Here is an 18933-nt window from a genome sequence, read left to right on the forward strand (position 1 = left end):
ACAATAGTTTCCTACGCACAAAGCGCACTGGCATTGACCGGAGAAGTGTGGGCCCCTGAATTTTGAAGCTTCCAGGGGCACACACAGGCTATTGCCAATCCGAATTGTTTAAGAAATTCATCGGACCGTTCGGTTGATTGCGAGGGTGTCGATATTGTCGCCATCCCAGTCACCAACATATGGCTTGTCGGTAGCTAGTCCGTATACGAGCACAGACTGTGAGTTACCGCCAATGAGTGCATTGTTGATGTAGTAGACGTTGCCACGACGGACAGTGAACGTATCATAGCCATCCCCATCAAAATCGCCGACCAGGACCTCATCACCTTCGCGCCCGTACCGGAACGCAGCATCAGCATTACCGCCACGCAGAGAGTTATTGGCGTAGAAAGTGATGCCACGACGCACAGCGAACGTGTCGAAGCCGTCGCCGTCCCAGTCACCCACGAGCACTTCGTCACCGAAGCGTCCATACATGAACTCCGCATCAGCATTACCACCGCGCAGTTCATTGTTGACGTAGAAAGTGATGCCACGACGCACAGCGAACGTGTCGAAGCCGTCACCGTCCCAGTCACCAACCAGGACCTCGTCGCCCATACGTCCGTACTTGAACTCCGCATCAGCATTACCACCGCGCAGTTCATTGTTGACGTAGAAGGTGATACCGCGGCGCACGGCTAGGGTGTCGTAGCCGTCACCGTCCCAGTCACCCACAAAGACTTCGTCTCCGACACGACCGTAGGCAAAGGCCAGGTCATGTGTTGCGGATTCCCAGTCATTGAGCAGGTAGAACACGTTGCCCTTCGGTGAGGGCGGTGGAGGTGTTCCGAATGTAAATCCATCGACATAGACAACTGGATCCTGAACAACTCCGTTGAGGGTCCACGAAACAGAGACATCAACGATTCCATCCGGAAGTGCCGGGGTTAGAACAGATATCGTGCCGTCGTTGTTGTCTGTCAGGTTTGTGCCCTTCACTCCATCGAAAGACACGTCAGTTACTTCAATATCCCATTCAATTCTCTGCGGACGGACGGTTCCCTCTCGGAGTCCAAGCTGACCATATTCATTGTCACCCCACGCGTAGGTATTGCCATCATCACCTACAGCGACACTATGGAATCCTCCGGCACTGATTTGAAGAAAGCCGACATCCCCGGTTTGGTCAACTAATTCAGGAGTCGAAACGAAGGGGACCGTGGATCCACCACCGACCTGACCGAATTCGTTGTTTCCCCACCCATAACTGCTTCCATCATCGGAGTGAGCCAGGACGTGGTTCGCACCGGCACTAATTTCAGAAAGTGACACTCCCCTAGGCATGTCGACCATCTTCGGCGTGGCTGACGAAACACTCGACATGGAATCATCGGACCCTCTATAGAAAATTATTCCCCAGGTGTAGGCATTCCCATCGTCTCCCAAAGCCACACTGTATTCGTAGCCTGAGCCGATCTGAGTAAATTTCACTCCAGCGGGCTGTTTAACAAGCAAAGGACTGTACGAGTCTTCGCTCGTTCCGTCGCCCAGCTGCGAGCTTTGGTTCGCGCCCCACGCGTACGCATTCCCATCATCACCAAGAGCAACACTGTGGTCGTAGCCAGCACTGACCTGAGTGAGGGTCACGCCCTTAGGTTGGTCGATGAGGACAGGAGTGCCTTGGTCATCCCATGAACCTGTTCCGAGTTTCCCAAAAAAGTTGGATCCCCACGCATAGGCTTTTCCATTGTCACCAAGAGCAAGACTGTAATCGTAGCCGGCACTGACATATGTAAAGGTCACTCCCTTGGGCTGTTTAATAACAGTAGGGACGCGGCTGGCAGTGTCGGTTCCATTGCCAAGTTGACCGAAAGTATTATCTCCCCAGGCATAAACCTTTCCGTCACTACCGAGAGCAAGTACATGGTTAAGCCCCGCACTGACATCGGTAAATTTCACACCCGCCGGCTGATCGACAAGCCTGGGATCGGCTGAGTCGGTCAAGGTGCCGTCACCAAGTTGCCCGTACGAGTTCGCTCCCCAGGAATAGGCCGTGCCATCTTGACTGAGGGCAACAGTGTAATCATACCCGGCAGAGATTTGCTTAATATTGCCCAGCCCGGGTTTGTTGAGCGTTACTTCGGTAGCTGTATTTGCTGGACCGTGGTCTGGAGCGGGCACCGCACTTGAGGGGGATATTCCCGTGAAGAATAAGAGCAATGACCCCAAGAATGCAGCCAAGACCGGCCCGGATTTACCAACACTGATCATAACTGTAGGTTACATTGACTGCTATTTAATTAGTTTGCTTTTGATATTTTCGGAGTAACGAACTTTGATGAATTTCTCCCTCAACGACTCTTGTGACTGCGAGCCGAACACTATGCGCTCCTGAATGATTCTCACGTCCTCGATAACTTCCTCCGCTCCGGTGCCCGCACCCTCGGCAGGGAGATCTCCCGGAACATCTTCGGCACGCGTAGGCGGTAGACCTTATAGGTGGACGTCATGGTTGAAGGCTGGGTAGGTCCCAGCCTTCAACGCTCCTTAGGCTTGTTCTCCAGCAAAGTCGATCACTACTAAACCTAAGCGAACGTGATCGTCGCCGTCATCGTCCTTGTCTTGCCGGGAGCAAGGGCAATGGACCCGGAGGAGTCTGCCCTGTTCACGGCGTCGGGGATGTGAGAGTAGGGCTCCAGTGCAATGGCTTCCCGATATCCGCGGGTAAGGCCCTCACCGGTCCAGACAACAACGAAGGGTGATTCTCCGGGTTCTTGGATGAGGGAGATCTCGCGGTTGGAGCGGGGCTCCGTGATCCGCGTACGTACGACCCCTTCGTCATTCGGCACCAGGCCCGTGTACACCGCATCCATTTCCAGATCGCCAATTCGGTCCACGACCACTGGTGCGTGGATGCCGGAGTAGGCGGCCTCGCCCGGGAGCGGGATCAGGCTCGGAGATGTTGCGAGCAGTGTGCGTGCTGGGACCTGGAGGGATAGGTTGGTGATCTTCGGGGATCCCGGGAAGGTGAAGAGCGGATGCCATCCGAGTCCCGCGGGTGCGGTTTCGGATGCGAGGTTGGTGAGCGAGATGTCGACCGACAGGGTTCGCTTACCGCCCTCACCTTCACCAAGGGCATAGATGACATCAATGGAGAACGTCCACGGCCACTCGTCGTTCCCAACGTGTTCGGCTCGGAGCTGCAGGGTGGATCCCATCGAGATCGGTTCAAACTCGAGCCCGGAGACGAACCCGTGGCGAGCATGTCCATCGCTTGCCTTCGGCAGGTCGATGGCCCGCCCGTTCCACGTGAACGTTCCGTTCTTGATTCGGCCCGGGTAGGGGGCAAGGATCCGGGACCTCGAGCCCTCACCCTCAGCCAGTTCCTCGGGAGTTTCATATCCGGCGACGACAGATTCGCCAATGCCGGGATCCCAGCTGAGGAGGGTGGCACCCAGGGCGGCGATGGTTGCGCTCGCCCCGGCGTGCTCCAATCGCCACGCGGTACCGCCAAAGTCCGTTGTGCTCACGGTCGCGTGTTCCATGCAGTCTCCTTAGGGAACGATGTTGATGAGGTTAGGCGCACGGACAATAACCTTGCGCGGCTCCCCTTCAAGGTACTGCTGAACCTTCGGCAGTGAGAGAGCCTGGGCCGTTAGGTCATCATCTGAGATGTCAGCGGCAACCTCGATACGATCACGCACCTTGCCCTTGACCTGAACAACACAGGTAACGGTGTCCTCAACAAGGAGGGCCTCGTCGTACTCGGGGAACGGAGCATAGACAACGGAGGTGTCGTGGCCCAGCTTCTGCCACAGTTCTTCAGCAATGTGCGGCGCAACGGGGCCAGTCATGGCAACCAGCTGCTCGACAACAGACCGCGGCACCGCATCGAGAGAAGTGAGGTGGTTGTTCAGCACAATGAGCTTGGCAATTGCAGTGTTAGGGCGCATGGCTTCGTATTCGATACGAACGTCGTGTGCCGTGCGAGCAGCCAGGCGTGCCGTCTCCTCGGAGGGCTCCACGTCTTCGGCGATGACAGCACCGGTTTCTTCGCAGACCACGTTGCGCCACAGCCGCTGCAGGAAGCGTTGCGCGCCGACAACGGCACGGGATTCCCATACGCGGGACTGTTCGAGCGGTCCCATCGACATCTCGTACACGCGGAACGTATCGGCACCGTACTGCTCGTTGATCTCATCCGGGGTCACGGTGTTCTTCAGTGACTTGCCCATCTTGCCGAACTCGCGGTTGACTCGTTCGCCGTTGTAGTAGAAAGCCATTTCGCCGTTCTCTTCAACGGTCTCGATCTCGTCGGCCGGTACGTACTGCCCGCGGGAGTCGGTGTAGGCGTAGGCCTCGATCATGCCCTGGTTGAACAGCTTGTGGAACGGCTCCGAGGAGGAGATGTGGCCAAGGTCAAACAGGATCTTGTGCCAGAACCGTGCGTACAGCAGGTGCAAAACAGCGTGCTCAACACCGCCCACGTACAGGTCGGCACCGCCGGAATGGTTACCTGCCTCGGGGCGCGGCCCCATCCAATATTCCTCGTTCTTGGTTCCCACAAACTTTTCATCGTTGTTGGGATCCAGGTATCGCAGTTCGTACCAGCAGGAACCTGCCCAGTTCGGCATCGTGTTCGTGTCGCGGTAATACGTCTTCACACCATCACCCAGGTCAAGTTCGACCTTGACCCAGTCCTCCAGGCGACCGAGCGGCGGCTCCGGCTCGGAGTCAGCATCGTCGGGATCGTAGGAGCGCGGCGAGTAGTCCGGGGTCTCGGGGAGCTCCACGGGCAGCATCGACTCGGGCAGGTCGTAAGCAGTGCCGTTTTCGTCGTACACGATCGGGAATGGCTCGCCCCAGTAGCGCTGCCGGGAGAACAGCCAGTCACGCAGACGGTACGTGGTGGCAGCGTGGCCGGTGCCCTGCTCTTCCAGCCAGGCCGTGATCTTCTCGATCGCGGCTTCCTTGTTCAGTCCGTTAATGGACACGGAGTCATTAGCGGAGTTAATGACCTCGCCGTCGCCAACGTAAGCTTCTCCACCTTCGAAGTCAGCCGGGGGCTGGATCGTCAGGATGATCGGCAGATCAAAAGCTGTCGCAAAGTCGTAGTCGCGTTCATCGTGTGCCGGCACCGCCATAATCGCCCCCGTGCCATACCCCATGAGCACGTAGTCCGCAGTAAAGACCGGGATCTGGTTCCCGTTCACCGGGTTGGTGGCGTAGATACCGGTGAAGACACCGGTCTTCACCCGATCATCAGCAGTGCGGTCCGTGTCGCCAATCTTCGATGCGGCGAGCTGGTAGGCCTTGACGGCTTCCTGCGGGCTACCGGCTCCGCCGGTCCACTGAGCCTTGGTGCCTTCGGGCCACCTGGCGGGTACCGAGGCACCTTCGAGCATGGGATGTTCGGGGGAAACAACCATGAAGGTGGCACCGAACAGAGTATCGGGACGAGTGGTAAACACTTCGAGGGGATGATCCTGGTCTTCTCCGTGCGCGGAGAAGGTCACCGAAGCACCCTGGCTCTTACCGATCCAGTTGCGCTGCATGGTGACAACCTTGTCGGGCCAGTCCACCGTGTCCAGGTCAGAGGCCAGGCGATCGGCATAAGAAGTAATTCTCATCATCCACTGGCGCAGGTTACGACGGAACACCGGGTAGTTACCACGTTCGGAGCGACCCTCGTTCGTGACCTCTTCGTTGGCCAGCACGGTACCGAGACCGGGGCACCAGTTCACGGGAGCATGGGAGATAAAGGCCAGGCGCTGAGAATCGATGATCTCGCTACGCTCGAACTCACTCAGCTCAGACCAGGCAACACCGGTTGGTGTCTCACGGGTACCGGACTCGTATTCGGCAACGAGTTCGGAGATCGGGCGGGCACGCCCGATTGTGCCCGGGGCACGGCCCTCGGCCGTCTCGTCGTAGAACGAATTGTAGATTTGCAGGAAGATCCACTGCGTCCACCGGACGTAGTCGACATCGGTGGTCGAGAAGGACCTGCGCTGGTCGTGGCCGAGGCCAATCTGACGCAGCTGGCGCTTCATGTTGTCGACGTTCTGCTCGGTCGTGATCCGCGGGTGCTGACCAGTCTGGACGGCATACTGTTCCGCGGGAAGACCAAAGGCATCAAAGCCCATGGTGTGCAGAACCGACTTGCCCAGCATGCGCTGGAAGCGACCGACAACGTCGGTTGCGATATATCCGAAGGGGTGGCCTACGTGAAGGCCCTTGCCTGACGGGTAGGGGAACATGTCGAGGAGGTAGAACTTCTCCGACGAAACGTCACCAGCAAGGTCGCCTTCGGGATTGGCCACATTGTAGGTGCCCTCTTCTTCCCAACGGTCCTGCCAGCGCTTCTCTATTTCACCGGCGAGCTCGGCCGTGTACCGATATGGATGCTCGGTCTTCTCAGACATAGTTCTCCCTTCGTTTGGCCTCAACTCTAGCGCAGGAGCCCACTATTCCTCCCTTTCGTCCGCGTGACAACCGTGACGCTTCTACAATGGGTTCATGAGTGTTTACACGATGATCATCAACGGGGAGATCCCGGGCCGCTTCGTCTGGGCCGACGACGTGTGCGTTGCCATTTCTACAATCGAGCCGCACGCCGACGGTCACGTCCTTGTGGTCCCACGAGAAGAGATCGACAAGTTCACCGACCTCGACGACCAAACAGCAAACCATCTCTTCAAAGTCGCAAGAACAATCGGAAAGGTCCAAGAAACAACTTTCGACGTTCCACGAGCCGGCCTTGTCATCGCCGGCTACGGCGTCCCCCACTGCCACCTGCACGTGATCCCCATGAAGTCCGAGAAGGACCTCTCCTTCGACTCCGCCCGCAAGGACGTACCAGCCGAAGAACTCGACGCCACCATGACCAAACTCCGCACCGCCCTCATCGAAGCCGGCCATGGGGACAACGTGCCGGAGAAGATGGATTCGCTCGGGTAAGAAGCCCCGGGTAAGAAGCCCCGGCAAGAAGGCAGGCTCGTTCAGGTAAGACGGTGAATCTACTTAACCGAGAAGGCCACGCTCTAGGAAGAATCCTTCTTAAGTAACTGGCTCCTTCTCCTTAAGTAACGGGGCCTTTAAACAACTTGGTAGCAATAAGAGATCAACAATCAGGGAACCTCTAAAGCACCCGATAACCGGAGTTCTTTCAAGGACCGCCCAAGCCCAGTACTAACTTTCCCCGCAAATAAGGAGCCCTTTTGATTCTGAGGGTGCTCTCGTGCGGCTGTGGAAGATGCGGAGAATAAAAAGGAATGGGAGAGGGTTAGGTGAGTCGACTCGAGGCGGCAGTCACCGCGAGCGCCCTCCCCTCATCCCGGGCCCTGACTTAGACGGTCTCAGCCAACCCTGGACCAAGAAGCCGTCCTGTCGGGCGATGTTGCCCAATATTCGCTATTTGTTGCTGGCCTGAGAATACGTATTGTGACTAAATGGGATACCAGTCACACGTATCTTTGCCGACCAAGGAGTAATCATGTCGAATAACGATTGGCAAGACGGTCAGAACCCGCCTACTCAGGGCCAACCCGGCAATTACCCGCCCGGTTACCAGCAACAGCCGGGCCAGCAGGGTTATGGGCAACAGCCATCCGCTCAGCAACCACCTGCCCAGCAGCCCTCTGGGGACCAGCAGTACGGCCAAGCCTCTTACGGACAGCAGCCATCTGGTCAGCAACCGGGTGGTCAGGCACCGTTCGGGCAACAGTCTCAGGGACAGCAGCCCTATGGTCAGCCGGCTTATGGGCAGCAACCGTATGGACAGCAGCCTTTCGGACAACAGCCGTACGGGCACGGTCAGGGCTTTAATTCTCAGTCCGGCTTCTTGAACAAGGAAACGACGTGGCCCATCGTCGCCGGCGTTATCGGCCTGCTTCTTCTCATCGGTTCTGTTCTGCCGTGGGCAACCGTCTCGTCCGGCGGATACTCGCAATCGGTTAACGGCATGGATGGCGATGGGGTTATTACGTTAATCTTCGCCCTCGCCATCATTGGCATGGGAGTTGGTTACTACTTCGTCAAGAACGCCAATGGAAGGACTGGTCTGCTTATTGGAACTGCAGTTGTTGGCGCAATAACTGTCCTCATCACCCTGATCGACCTCTTCGACATTGGCGACGTTGGGCGGGAAATTGGTGGCATGGGAGTTGATGTCTCTGTCGGCTTCGGCCTCATCCTCGCATTGCTTGCCGGCATCGCCGCTATTGCGGCTCCGCTCTACTTCCTCGTACAGAACAGGAAGTACCAGCAACGCTGAGAAGCAGTACACCAGCTTCCTTCAGCAACGGAGTTGCCGAGAGGTGTAACTGGGAAAAGAAATGTTGCGGCACTTATTCCCAGCGCCGCAACATTCAGTTCAGGAGACAGTGCCCCACGGGCGGCGTAGCCGCCCGCCTTTCAATACTTGTTTTACCAGTCCCAGCCGTAGACGAACTTCCAGGTGTCGAGGAAGTAGAAGAAGGCGAAGGCGGCGATGGCGATGTACCAGACGATGACGATGAGCCACCTGAACCGCCACACAACACTTCTGCCATCGGTGAGGTTCGCGTGGACCTGGCCTGCGGTCTGGGTGATGAACGGGATGAGGGCGGCCCATATGACGAGGCACCAGGGGCACAGGGTGCCGGATGAAATGAAGGAGGTGTACTGGAACCAGAGGAGAGCAAGGAGACCAACTCCTGCCGCGGCCGCGAGCGCAGTCCACATCTCTCTGGGTAGGGACTTCTTGATGATGACGTAAATGCCAAAGAGTGCCATGGCCCCGAAGCCAGCTATTCCGACATAGCTGTTGGAGAAGCCGAGGATGCTGCCTTCCCAGGAGGTCAGGAAGGTCGAGCAGGCCAGGACTGCGTTGACGTCACAGGCGAGGCTAGCGCCAGGATTCTCTGCAAGTTCCCACTCGCCCAGTAGTAGCTGGAAGGATGCGAAGGCGCCGACGATGCCGGCAATGAGGAGGACCCAGCCGTATTCCCTAATGCCGGGGGCGGCAACGGGAGCTTTTTCTTTCTCCGCCAGGTAGGCTTCGATTTCCTCGTCGGTCATCTGGTCGAAGTTAGTCATCGTCATTCCAGCCGTGAAGTGTCAAAGGTACTGGCTCCAGTGTGCTTTGTTTCCCGCATATTCTGCGGGAAATGCAGGACTGGCGTGCCGGACTTTATCGTAGCAATTGAAATTGCAACGAGCCATGATCACCGCCTCGGCGAGACTCGTCGTTCAGCAGGTGCACAGACTTCTCTCTGACCAGCAACAGCGCCGCACAGTACCCAAAAGGCATCGAGACTCCCTGCTCAGACCAGTGCTTTCACCCTGTGCGGTCTCCGACACCCGGGAATATCGGACACCAATTCCCGGTTGGCTCAAGTAGACACACCAGCCTCGGCAGTGAGCTGATGTTGGTTCTAAACACAGCAGTGCTGACTGCTGAAAGCAGTAGACAAGCTGTCAGTTTCAAGACCTACGAATTCACTTCCACTAAGCAAGACTTTTGAAGGAGTCACCATGGCTGAGCAGGAGCACGAGGAGCACACCAAGGGCGGAGTTTATTCCGTTAAGGGTAAGGAATACACGAGGGACGATCGCTACATCACCACCCGGATCACGAAGGATGGTGAAGATGGTTTCAAGGTGGAGCCGAACAGGTACCGTCTGGTTGCCGCTCGGGCATGTCCCTGGGCTAACCGCACTCTGATTGTTCGCAGGCTCCTTGGCCTTGAGGATGTCATTTCTGTTGGAATGCCCGGCCCCACGCACGATGCTGACTCGTGGACTTTTGATCTTGATGAAGATGGGCTTGACCCTGTTCTTCAGATTCCCCGTCTCAAGGATGCCTACCTGAAGCGCGATCCCGAGTACCCCCTCGGCATCACGGTCCCCGCGATTGTCGATGAGCAGGACGGTGCGGTCGTCACCAACGACTTTGCTCAGATCACCCTGGACTTCTCGTCCGAGTGGTCAGAGTACCACCGCGAGGGTGCTCCCGATCTTTACCCGGAGCACCTGCGGGAGGAGATGGACAAGGTCATGCGGTACATCTACACGGAGATCAATAACGGCGTGTACCGTTGTGGCTTCGCCGGATCGCAGGAAGCTTACGACAGTGCTTACGATCGCCTGTTCACCGCTCTCGACACGATCTCCGAGCGCCTGGAGAACCGCCGATACCTCATGGGTGACAACATCACCGAGGCCGATGTCAGGCTTTTTACAACCCTGGTCCGTTTCGATGCTGTCTACCATGGCCACTTCAAGACGAACCGTTCGAAGCTGAGCGAGATGCCGGTGCTGTGGGCTTACGCTCGGGACCTGTTCCAGACCCCGGGCTTTGGCGACACGGTCGACTTCGATCAGATCAAGAAGCACTACTACATCGTTCACAAGGACATTAACCCTTCGCAGATCGTCCCGAACGGCCCCGACAACTCCCTGTGGCTGACCGAGCACGGCCGTGAAGCACTGGGTGGTAGCCCGTTTGGTAACGGCACCGCTCCCGGCCCGGTTAAACCGGGTGAAGAAGTCCGTCCCGAGGGCCGGGCGGATGCCTGAGCTGATTCTCTACACGACCGGCTTCTGTGCACCATGCCGGTCGGCTCGACAGGTCCTCGACTACGCGAGCAAGTCAGTTAAGTTCAACCTGACCGAGATCAACGCTTCCGACCACCCGGATCAGGCAATCCAGAACGGCATCACCTCCACCCCCACTCTTATCGGCCTCGACAACGCCGGCAAGGAATCGTGGCGGGTGGTCGGAGTACCTCGACTCCAGGAACTGCGCGAACTACTCACCTCAGAGAACAACTCGTAGTCAAAGCGTAGTAGTCAAAGGTGCGCTGGAGTCACAGATGCGTGGTGCCTACAGGTGCGCTGTAGCCAAAGAGCTGTTCAGCAAAAGGACGTTGTTCAGCAGCACTGTCGAGGTAATCAGTAGAACAACAACCGAACTGGAGGTCAGTAGCTCAGATAGACAGTAGCTGAGCTAGCTCAGATGCCTTCACCTTCACCAATAGCATTGACAGGTCTGCCCTCCACCGATCTTGGTGGAGGGCAGACCCATATCAACGTAAGCTCAGGCGTTCATGTCCCCGGTCAACGAAGCCCGGCTACGCCATTCGATCACTACTGCTGGAACGGACCCGGGTTCTGCGGACCCTGATTCGGGTTGTTCGGAGCCTGGTTGGGGCTCTGCGGGGAGGGCTGGGTTTCCGGGGCACCGTACTGCGGCTGACCGTAGTTCGGCTGACCCGGCTGCTGAGGAGCGCTGTGAGGCGGCTGACCGTAGCCCGGCTGACCCGGCTGCTGGGGAGCACCGTACGGTGACTGTCCGTGGGGAGCACCAAACGGCGGCTGGCCCTGAGGTGCACCGTACTGCTGGGGCTGACCATAGCGTTGCTGCTCTTGGGGAGCGCCAAACTGCTGGCCCTGGTACGGGGGCTGCTGCATGGCGTGGTTCATTTCTACCCGCAGTGCTCGTTCGACGGGGCCAGCATTGATTGTGAACAGGACGCCGCCAACGGCACCGATGATAAACGCCGCGATGGTCAGCCACATGCCGATCCCCCACCCAGCATCAACACCGAGGTCGTTGAGCTCCTGAAGGTTGGCCGAGACCGACTGGCCGGTCCCTTCCTCTTCGAAGACAAACATCATGAGGATGACGGCGATAACACCGATCGCTCCGCCCACAATTGCGAGGATGCCAGCGCGCTTGACCTGGCCGGCAGTGGGCTTGAAGTAAGCGCCGAGCACTCCTGCAACAAGAAGAACGAAAGCGACGATGAGGAGAACGCCAGCAATCGTACGACCGCCACCGAAGGCGGCGCCAAAGATCGACTGGGATTCGCTCTGTCCGTATGCGCTTGCCTGAACAAACGGAAGCGCACATCCAATGATGGCGAGCAACGCTGCCGCACACGCCACGATCATGCCCGGAAGAAGTTTGCTCTTCAGCTGGCTAACCGGAGGGTTGTAGTTCTGCTGGTGGCCGTAGCCGGGTCCTGTAGTCATAGGACCAACGTACCTTGAAGAAACCTGGGATTGTAGATCGTTCAGGGGTAAATCTCCCCATGACTCCCCCGCTCAGGTAACCAATACTTCCTTCACATAACCGGGAACAACAATACTCGCAGTAGCGACCTTCCCACGTGCGTCGCACCTGCGCGGAGCCCCTGGTCTCCAACCCGAGAGACTTGCTAACCCTCAATGCCATTCGGGCCATGGCCAGGGGATACTCCCGGCAATTAGCGCGCCCGCCTGCTGGTTTTTAATCCGGGGATGGAAAGGAAGCGGGCCAGCTCTCGGTGGTGTGTTTAAATGGCGGATGCGACCAAGCCGGGCCGTGTCCCGCCTGTACCTGATATTCCGGCGAATGGTCGTAAGCAGGCTGCTGTTGGCTATAGGAGAATCTCTGCGGCTGGGGATACTGCGAATACGGGTTTGGGGTTACCGGTACCCGTCTCAATGGCCTTGAGGCGATGATAAACATGACGGCGACAATGCCGCCCGCGACAAAGCCGCCAAGAGTCAGCCAGGCTCCGATCGAGAATCCAGCGTCTCCTCCCCTGTCCCGAACCTGCGACAGATATTTGGCCAGCCCAGTATCCGTTCCCGATACCGTGCTGACGAATATGACGATGAGAATCGCAATTGTTCCCATGATTGCGCCGATGAGAGACGCTACTCCCGTTCTTACGAGCCTGGACTGGGTGGGTCAACTATAGCCAATGAGGAGAGGGAACGGCATAAGCAGCGCTCCCATCCAGAAGATCGTTCTGGGAAGAGACCCATCACCCGTAAAGACCGTATCCATGATCGATTCGGTTACGTCTGTCCTGCCTGCACCCGGCACGGAGTAGAACGGCGCCGCCCATCCACTAAACACAAGGATGAGAACAACAAAGGAAGCAACGATCCACGGGATCAGTTTCTTCTTAGGATTGGCTACTGACCGGCTGTCGTACACGTTCCCGAATCCGGATGCGGTGTTCATGGCACCAACGTACTGAGAGGGCACCACCGTCGAGAAGGGCTAGCGCGGACATGCCTCCACACCTTCCACGTACCGCTAAGTTCCCAGGGTTCATTGCCTACACGTCACTCAGCTTCATGAGCCTCAAAGCCGTTCGTGAGGCTCACTGCCTTTCATTCGCCTCACTGCCTTTCATTAGCTTCACGCCCTTTCAAGAGACTCGTAGCCTTCCCGTCCTTCTTCACCCCGCAACCCTGAACGCTCCGGGTAGCGCAAGCGTTGCCTGTTCAAAGCGTATTTAGGGCAGTATTTCTTACTGGTCCCTACGCCAAGCTTTCCATTCCGCCCCGCAAGCATCCATTCAAAGAACTAGCCGGGCCAACAAAGATTTCGTTGGCCTTCATCGGCCCGGCGAGGTTCAGTAGAAGTTCATTGACAACAGGTGAGGCTACTCCCACCGTCACATTGTCGGTTTCTCTACGAGATGGTCAGCTACTGCTCCCGACATAAACTCAGCGTTACCCCGCAATCGCGGTTCAGCACTTGTCTCTGCGGAAGATCAGCACTTATCCGTAAGGGTTTTGCTGGTATGGCTGGTACGGGTTGGGCGGAACCTGACCGTAACCTGCGTTGTAGGCGCGGATGCTCCTGCGGTAGCTGGAGACAACAAAGCACATGACGATGGCGAGGAGGAAGGTGAGAACGCTGGCACCGGCAAAGACCCAGGCGCCGAATTCGTATCCTGCCCTTGGATCCAAATCGGCAAGCTCCATGAATGTCGTTCCGTCTTCAAAGCCTGCCGTGAAGATTGCAAGGAGGGAGAATCCGCCGGCAACTAGGGAGGCGAGGACAAAGATGACCCGGAAAATAGTGGCGGCTACGTTTCGAGCACTCGCGTAGATGATCCACGCTGACAGCAGGGAAAGGACTAAGCCTGCTCCAACAACAATGGCATCGAGTTGGAGTGCCTCAAGATTGGGGTGGGTGACGAACTCGTAGTAGGTGAAGGTCTCGTATGAGTCTGAGTAGTACGGGAAAACAAAGAAAGCGACAGTAGCTAGGGCCACTGCGACCGTGGTCAGGAGAGCAACAACAAGGATTGAGCTCTTGGACGATACCGGGGGCTGACCGTATGCGTACGGATACTGATTGCTCATGACTTCACCGTACGGAGCACAAGCACGCGACGCCAGACCAGAATCGGGTTCTGCTCCCCCACTACTCAGCGGAACTATTTCCTGCACGCGAAGATGCCCCGGCGCGAGCCGGGGCATCCTGCAACAACGTTGATCGGAAAGATCTGGTGATCTAGGCGGGGAAGGTCTTCACGAGCTTCTCCACGAACCGAGCGGTGTCTTCCCAGTCATCGACTGCCACCGTCTTACACCCGAGCGCGACAACCGGGTAGTCATTGCCACCCGGGTCGAGACGGTCACCGACGAACAGCATGTCGTCGAACGCCACTCCCGTGTATTCGGCGAGGCGGGTAATCCCGAAAGCCTTGTCGACGCCGGTCGCGGTGATATCGATCGAGGTGGATCCGCCGGAGCGGACCTCGAGTTCCGGCAGGTCGGCGGCAACAGCATCACGCAGAGCCTCCTTCTTTGACCCGTCCGGGTCCCAGGCTCTCTTTGCTTCGATGGGAGCCTGCTGCCCAAGGGCAGAGAAGGTGATCTGCGAGCCGCGATCTTCGATGACGTCGCCCCACGTCTCCTCTTCCCAGAAGCCGAGGTCTTCGGCTCGCTCGCGAAGGGAGGCGATGGCGCTGTCGCGCTCATCCTCGGAGAGGTCGTGCGCGTAGATCGTTGTCCACACCCCATCCTGGAAACGCAGGTATCGCGTTCCGCAGGTTGGCATGAGGTGGAGATGCTCGAGGGCCTGGTGGCCCGCCTTCAGGTGGTTGAGAACCTGTCGCTCGAACTGTTCGACGTTACCTCCGGAAATGATGCAGACATCTGCACAGTCCAGAAGTTCAACTAGTGCCAAAGCCATCCGTTCAGGGATCGGGGACTTCGAGGGTGCAAGAGTGTCGTCTAGGTCAAAAGCGACGAGTCGATAATGGGAGCTCAATGAGTTTTATTCAGCTTTCTTGTCTTCTTTGTTGACGTGCTCAAGGAACACGCGGACGAGGCCCAGGAGCACCATGCCGATGGCAAGACGGTAGGCGAAGTGGATGATCGCGGTAATGATACCCATCGCGCCCGGGCCGTAGTCGGCAGTGATGATCGTCAGGAGATCAAAGAGAGCGTAGCCCGCGAAGATGCCGAAAGCAACGAGCGCGAGAAGCATGATGTTCTTTAGGAGCGTCGGAGTGGCGCGGGTCGCGAAGCTCGTGGAGAACAGTGCACCGAAGCCACCGGACTGCTGTCCAAAACCACCGGGCTGCTGGCCGTATGGCTGCTGCTGTCCGTATCCGGGCTGGGGTGCCGAGTAAGCCGAGGGTGCGTAACCGTCCTGCGGCGGCTGGTTGTTGTTCTGCTGGAAATTGTTCTGTCCGTAGTTGGGGCCCTGCGGGCCTCCGGGTTGCTGCGACATGTTTACATCCTTTCATGTGTCGTGACCGAGCGTACCGGAAAAACCAGTGATCGTCGGCTCATCATCACATTATTCTTCAAGTACACGGTTCACACCGTTATGCGCCACTGGGTAGTGGTCACCATATGAGATCTTAAATAGTTCCGTTCACCGTGCAACTTTTCACTGGAACTATGTGTTCACACTGGTTTTTAAACAGATAAGGACTTATGCCGTGATTCTTACTAGCCACGCTGGCTCTCTTCCCAGGACCGCACGCCTCATTGAAGCCAATCAGGAGGACATGGGGGTGAACGACCCGGCTGGCTATGCCACGGTACTAGCCGAGGATGTAGCCGTCGTCGTTGCTCAGCAGCGCGAGATCGGCATCGACATCGTGAACGATGGCGAGTACGGCAAGTACATGTCGAAGTCCTCCGACTTCGGTGCCTGGTGGTCCTACTCCTTCGCACGCACGCAGGGACTGGAGATTATCGAGGAAAACCAGGACTGGCTCACCAAGAAGCACCACTCCACCCCCGATGACATTCAACTCGCTGGCTTTGCTGAACGCCGCGACATGAACCGGTTTCCGGGCGCCTACTTTGGCCCGGATGCGACGGTGGAGATGGGAGACTCCCGCGGAGTCTTCCCCACCGCCACCGGTCCCCTCGCTTTCATCGGCCAGGAAGCCGTGAACGCCGATGCCAAGAACCTGGTTCAGGCACTGGAACTCCAGGACCGCCCGGCCAACACCGGATTCATCACCGCCATCGCTCCCGGTTCCGCCGCCCGAGTTTCCAACGCCTACTACAGTTCCGAAGAGGACTTCATCAAGGCCTGGATCCCGGTGCTCCGCGAGGAATACAAGGCAATCCTTGATGCTGGGCTTCTCCTCCAGATTGACGATCCTTCTCTCGCTGAGTCCTACGACCAGATCACCCCGCAGATCGACCCGAAGGACTACGTGCGCTTTATCCGCACCCGCGTTGATGCCGTCAACGAGGCCCTCGAGGGCCTCGACCGATCCCGTGTGCGTTACCACCTGTGCTGGGGTTCCTGGCACGGCCCGCACACCACCGATATCGAGTTCGAGAACATCGCCGACGCCATGCTGGACATCGATGTCGCCCAGTACACGTTTGAGGCCGGTAACGTTCGCCATGAACACGAGTGGCGTGTCTGGGAGAGCCGTGATCTGGGCGGCCGCAAGATTCTTCCCGGCGTTGTCTCCCACGCAACCAACGTTGTTGAGCATCCCCAGCTCGTAGCCGACCGTCTCGTCCGCTTCGCCCGTCTCGTTGGTGCCGAGAACGTCATCGGTTCGTCCGACTGTGGCTTCGGCGGCCGTATCCACCCCGAGATCGCCTGGGCCAAGCTCGATGCCCTCGTTCAGGGCGCACAGCTCGCCAACGAACAGCTCTAAACCAAGAACGAGCATCGACCGAACTACGGCTGTGAAACCTCAACAACGCTAAGAACTACGTAGTTCTCAACCGATACCGGGCTGGTCGCAAGATCAGCCCGGTATTCCATTCCCGTTTGCTGGGTCCACATATCGGGATCGACCCATGGCAATCTCCCGGCACGCCACGACAGATTGTGACCCCCACTTGGCCTAGTCCGGATCCTGGCTCCCACGCAGGCTTGGTCCGGTTCCTAGCCCGCGGCGCTTGTCTTTATCGCTCGGCCGAGTAGCACCAGCTCTTAACGCACAGCTGAGTGGCGCCGAATCTTGGCCAGGCACCACAACAAAGGTTCAGGTCCACATGAAACTGATCTCCCAGAGATCGGTGCTGACAGAGATCCGTGCTGATCTCCCAGGACCCGGTTATCAGGAACTATCGGTTCCATCAGGATTCATCGGCAAAACAGCCACTGATTTCTCTGAATCTGTCAGTCGGGACGCTTGGGGAGCAGTTCATTCATTACACTGGCGGATACACGCTATTTCTATAAGGAGCATCATGCCAACACCTCATATCAACGCTGCCGATGGTGCGTTTGCACCGGCTGTTCTTATGCCGGGAGATCCCCGCAGGGCTGAGCGGATTGCCAATCTGCTGATGCCGGATGCTGAGAAGGTCTCTGACGTACGCGGAATCGGCGCTTTCACCGGTGAGTACAACGGCAAGCCACTGTCGGTTATGGCATCCGGCATGGGACAGCCCTCGCTCTCCATCTACGCAACAGAGCTCTTCACGCACTACGGCGTTAAGCGGATCATTCGCGTTGGAACCTGCGGCGGCATGGCAACCTCAGCAAAGGTCGGTGACGTTGTTGTCGCCATGTCAGCACACACGGACTCGTCAATGTTCAACCTGGTCCCGGGCGTCAATCTCGCCCCCACAGCGTCCTGGAACCTTCTCTCTGCAGCTATCGCCGCAGCGGATGACTCCATGAACCTTCACGTTGGCCCGGTTGCTTCTCGTGACCGCTTCTACGGCAACGACCCTGACGGCGTTAAGACTCTCGCGGATCTGGGAACCCTGGGTGTCGAGATGGAGACTGCGGCCCTTTACATGCTGGCAGCCCAGCACAACGCCGAAGCACTCACTGTTCTTACGGTCTCAGACCACCTGTTCGACACCTCGGGTGACATGACAGCGGAAGAACGCGAGCACAAGTTTGAGGGTGCTCTTAAGCTCGCGGTAGCTGCCGCGCACTGCTGATATCAGCCACCTGGCTCATCGATGCCGACAGTGTCTCCACCTGCTCATCGCTCAAGCGGGTGGAGACCAAGTCGGCCGTACGGTAGCGAATAGCCTCACTACGGTCGACCGTTGCTGCACCTCGCTCGGTCACGGCAATGACAGCACTGGCTTCAGTCTCGCTGTCGGCGCTAAGTCCAGTTTCCGTGACAATAACAAATCCGCGCTCCCGTAGTGCGTCGATAAGAACTCTGGTGGCCTGCTCGAGCAGACCCAGTTCGCGTGACAGGTCCTCAATATCCGTTACGCCACCGCGAATAAGAACAAGTGCCCGTCGCTCCGATGGAGTGACCTCAAGAGCTTCCTCAACAGCACGATCCAGGCGCTGATCAATACTGCGAGCCTCTTCGATTCGGTCGAGTAGCTCAACACTGAAAAGTAGGCGATCTGTTGGCTCATGTCCACGGAGAGCCTCCAGAACACCGCTCCCGGCTTGTTCAGACACGGAAGCGGGCATCGAATCGTCTACATCTGTAGCTGGCCCACCTGGACCAGCTAATGATTCAGCAGTCGATGATTCAGCTGAAGCTGAAACCGGCTCACTCCGGACCGCGGCCGATTCAGTCGGTACTGCATTCGATTCACCCCTGCCACCAGAAGACCGATCATTCGGTCGCTCGTTATCACTGTCATCAAACGTTCTGTCCATGGGGTTGTTATGTGTGCCCTCCTCGGCACCAGCTACGTTCATAAGACTCGAGGTACCAACATTCGACGTACCTTCGACAGGAAGGTTGGTTCCCGTTG

General features: G+C 57.6%; 17 protein-coding genes. 6 read left to right on the forward strand and 11 right to left on the reverse strand.

Annotation, left to right across the window (positions count from 1 at the left end; all coding sequences use genetic code 11):
• Positions 1-117: 117 nt before the first annotated feature.
• The 3 genes from EJ997_RS04610 to leuS form a co-directional block, all read right to left on the reverse strand.
• Complete coding sequence (locus tag EJ997_RS04610; RefSeq protein WP_126703539.1) at positions 118-2253, reverse strand: RCC1 domain-containing protein; 2136 nt, start codon at positions 2251-2253, stop codon at positions 118-120.
• Positions 2254-2567: 314 nt separating this feature from the next.
• Positions 2568-3527 carry an aldose 1-epimerase gene (locus EJ997_RS04615; protein WP_126703540.1) on the reverse strand — a complete coding sequence of 320 codons (960 nt, stop codon included), beginning with the start codon at positions 3525-3527 and terminating at the stop codon, positions 2568-2570.
• Between the two features lie 9 nt (positions 3528-3536).
• Positions 3537-6407, reverse strand: coding sequence for a leucine--tRNA ligase (leuS, locus tag EJ997_RS04620; RefSeq protein WP_126703541.1), 2871 nt, complete (start codon positions 6405-6407; stop codon positions 3537-3539).
• A gap of 94 nt (positions 6408-6501) precedes the next feature.
• Between leuS and EJ997_RS04625 the strand changes: the two genes are divergently transcribed.
• On the forward strand, positions 6502-6942 hold the full coding sequence (locus EJ997_RS04625) for an HIT family protein (RefSeq protein ID WP_126703542.1): 441 nt from the start codon (positions 6502-6504) through the stop codon (positions 6940-6942).
• Positions 6943-7477: 535 nt separating this feature from the next.
• On the forward strand, positions 7478-8257 hold the full coding sequence (locus EJ997_RS04630; RefSeq protein ID WP_126703543.1) for a hypothetical protein: 780 nt from the start codon (positions 7478-7480) through the stop codon (positions 8255-8257).
• A gap of 152 nt (positions 8258-8409) precedes the next feature.
• Here the strand turns inward: EJ997_RS04630 and EJ997_RS04635 are convergent, their stop codons facing one another.
• Positions 8410-9060: a vitamin K epoxide reductase family protein gene (locus EJ997_RS04635; protein ID WP_164719791.1), complete on the reverse strand. Its 651-nt coding sequence runs from the start codon at positions 9058-9060 to the stop codon at positions 8410-8412.
• Positions 9061-9498: 438 nt separating this feature from the next.
• Here EJ997_RS04635 and EJ997_RS04640 point away from each other — a divergent pair, with 438 nt between their 5' ends.
• Together EJ997_RS04640 and EJ997_RS04645 are read left to right on the forward strand one after the other, a co-directional pair.
• Complete coding sequence (locus EJ997_RS04640; RefSeq protein WP_126703545.1) at positions 9499-10542, forward strand: glutathione S-transferase family protein; 1044 nt, start codon at positions 9499-9501, stop codon at positions 10540-10542.
• Positions 10535-10801 (forward strand): thioredoxin family protein, encoded by a 267-nt coding sequence (locus tag EJ997_RS04645; RefSeq protein ID WP_126703546.1) that lies wholly within the window; start codon positions 10535-10537, stop codon positions 10799-10801. Before EJ997_RS04640 ends, EJ997_RS04645 begins: the two co-directional genes overlap by 8 nt.
• 311 nt (positions 10802-11112) lie before the next feature.
• On the opposite strand, the gene EJ997_RS04650 is transcribed toward EJ997_RS04645, so the two are convergent.
• The 6 genes from EJ997_RS04650 to EJ997_RS04675 form a co-directional block, all read right to left on the reverse strand.
• Positions 11113-12000 (reverse strand): ABC transporter permease, encoded by an 888-nt coding sequence (locus EJ997_RS04650; RefSeq protein ID WP_126703547.1) that lies wholly within the window; start codon positions 11998-12000, stop codon positions 11113-11115.
• Between the two features lie 256 nt (positions 12001-12256).
• Positions 12257-12649 carry a hypothetical protein gene (locus tag EJ997_RS04655; protein WP_126703548.1) on the reverse strand — a complete coding sequence of 131 codons (393 nt, stop codon included), beginning with the start codon at positions 12647-12649 and terminating at the stop codon, positions 12257-12259.
• A 54-nt stretch (positions 12650-12703) separates the two neighbouring features.
• Positions 12704-12982: a hypothetical protein gene (locus EJ997_RS04660; RefSeq protein ID WP_126703549.1), complete on the reverse strand. Its 279-nt coding sequence runs from the start codon at positions 12980-12982 to the stop codon at positions 12704-12706.
• Between the two features lie 545 nt (positions 12983-13527).
• Positions 13528-14118, reverse strand: coding sequence for an Asp23/Gls24 family envelope stress response protein (locus EJ997_RS04665; RefSeq protein ID WP_126703550.1), 591 nt, complete (start codon positions 14116-14118; stop codon positions 13528-13530).
• 151 nt (positions 14119-14269) lie between these two features.
• Positions 14270-15031 (reverse strand): HAD-IIB family hydrolase, encoded by a 762-nt coding sequence (locus EJ997_RS04670; protein WP_126703551.1) that lies wholly within the window; start codon positions 15029-15031, stop codon positions 14270-14272.
• A gap of 6 nt (positions 15032-15037) precedes the next feature.
• Positions 15038-15496 (reverse strand): hypothetical protein, encoded by a 459-nt coding sequence (locus EJ997_RS04675; RefSeq protein WP_126703552.1) that lies wholly within the window; start codon positions 15494-15496, stop codon positions 15038-15040.
• Positions 15497-15710: 214 nt separating this feature from the next.
• Here EJ997_RS04675 and EJ997_RS04680 point away from each other — a divergent pair, with 214 nt between their 5' ends.
• A complete protein-coding gene (locus EJ997_RS04680; protein ID WP_228201583.1) occupies positions 15711-16901 on the forward strand; it encodes a cobalamin-independent methionine synthase II family protein in 1191 nt (396 codons plus the stop codon).
• 541 nt (positions 16902-17442) lie between these two features.
• Positions 17443-18147, forward strand: coding sequence for a purine-nucleoside phosphorylase (locus EJ997_RS04685; RefSeq protein WP_126703553.1), 705 nt, complete (start codon positions 17443-17445; stop codon positions 18145-18147).
• Here the strand turns inward: EJ997_RS04685 and EJ997_RS04690 are convergent.
• Positions 18116-18631 carry a hypothetical protein gene (locus EJ997_RS04690; protein WP_126703554.1) on the reverse strand — a complete coding sequence of 172 codons (516 nt, stop codon included), beginning with the start codon at positions 18629-18631 and terminating at the stop codon, positions 18116-18118. The genes EJ997_RS04685 and EJ997_RS04690 overlap by 32 nt on opposite strands.
• Positions 18632-18933: the final 302 nt, after the last annotated feature.

Source organism: Flaviflexus ciconiae, assembly GCF_003971195.1.
GTDB classification, from domain to species: Bacteria; Actinomycetota; Actinomycetes; order Actinomycetales; family Actinomycetaceae; genus Flaviflexus; species Flaviflexus ciconiae.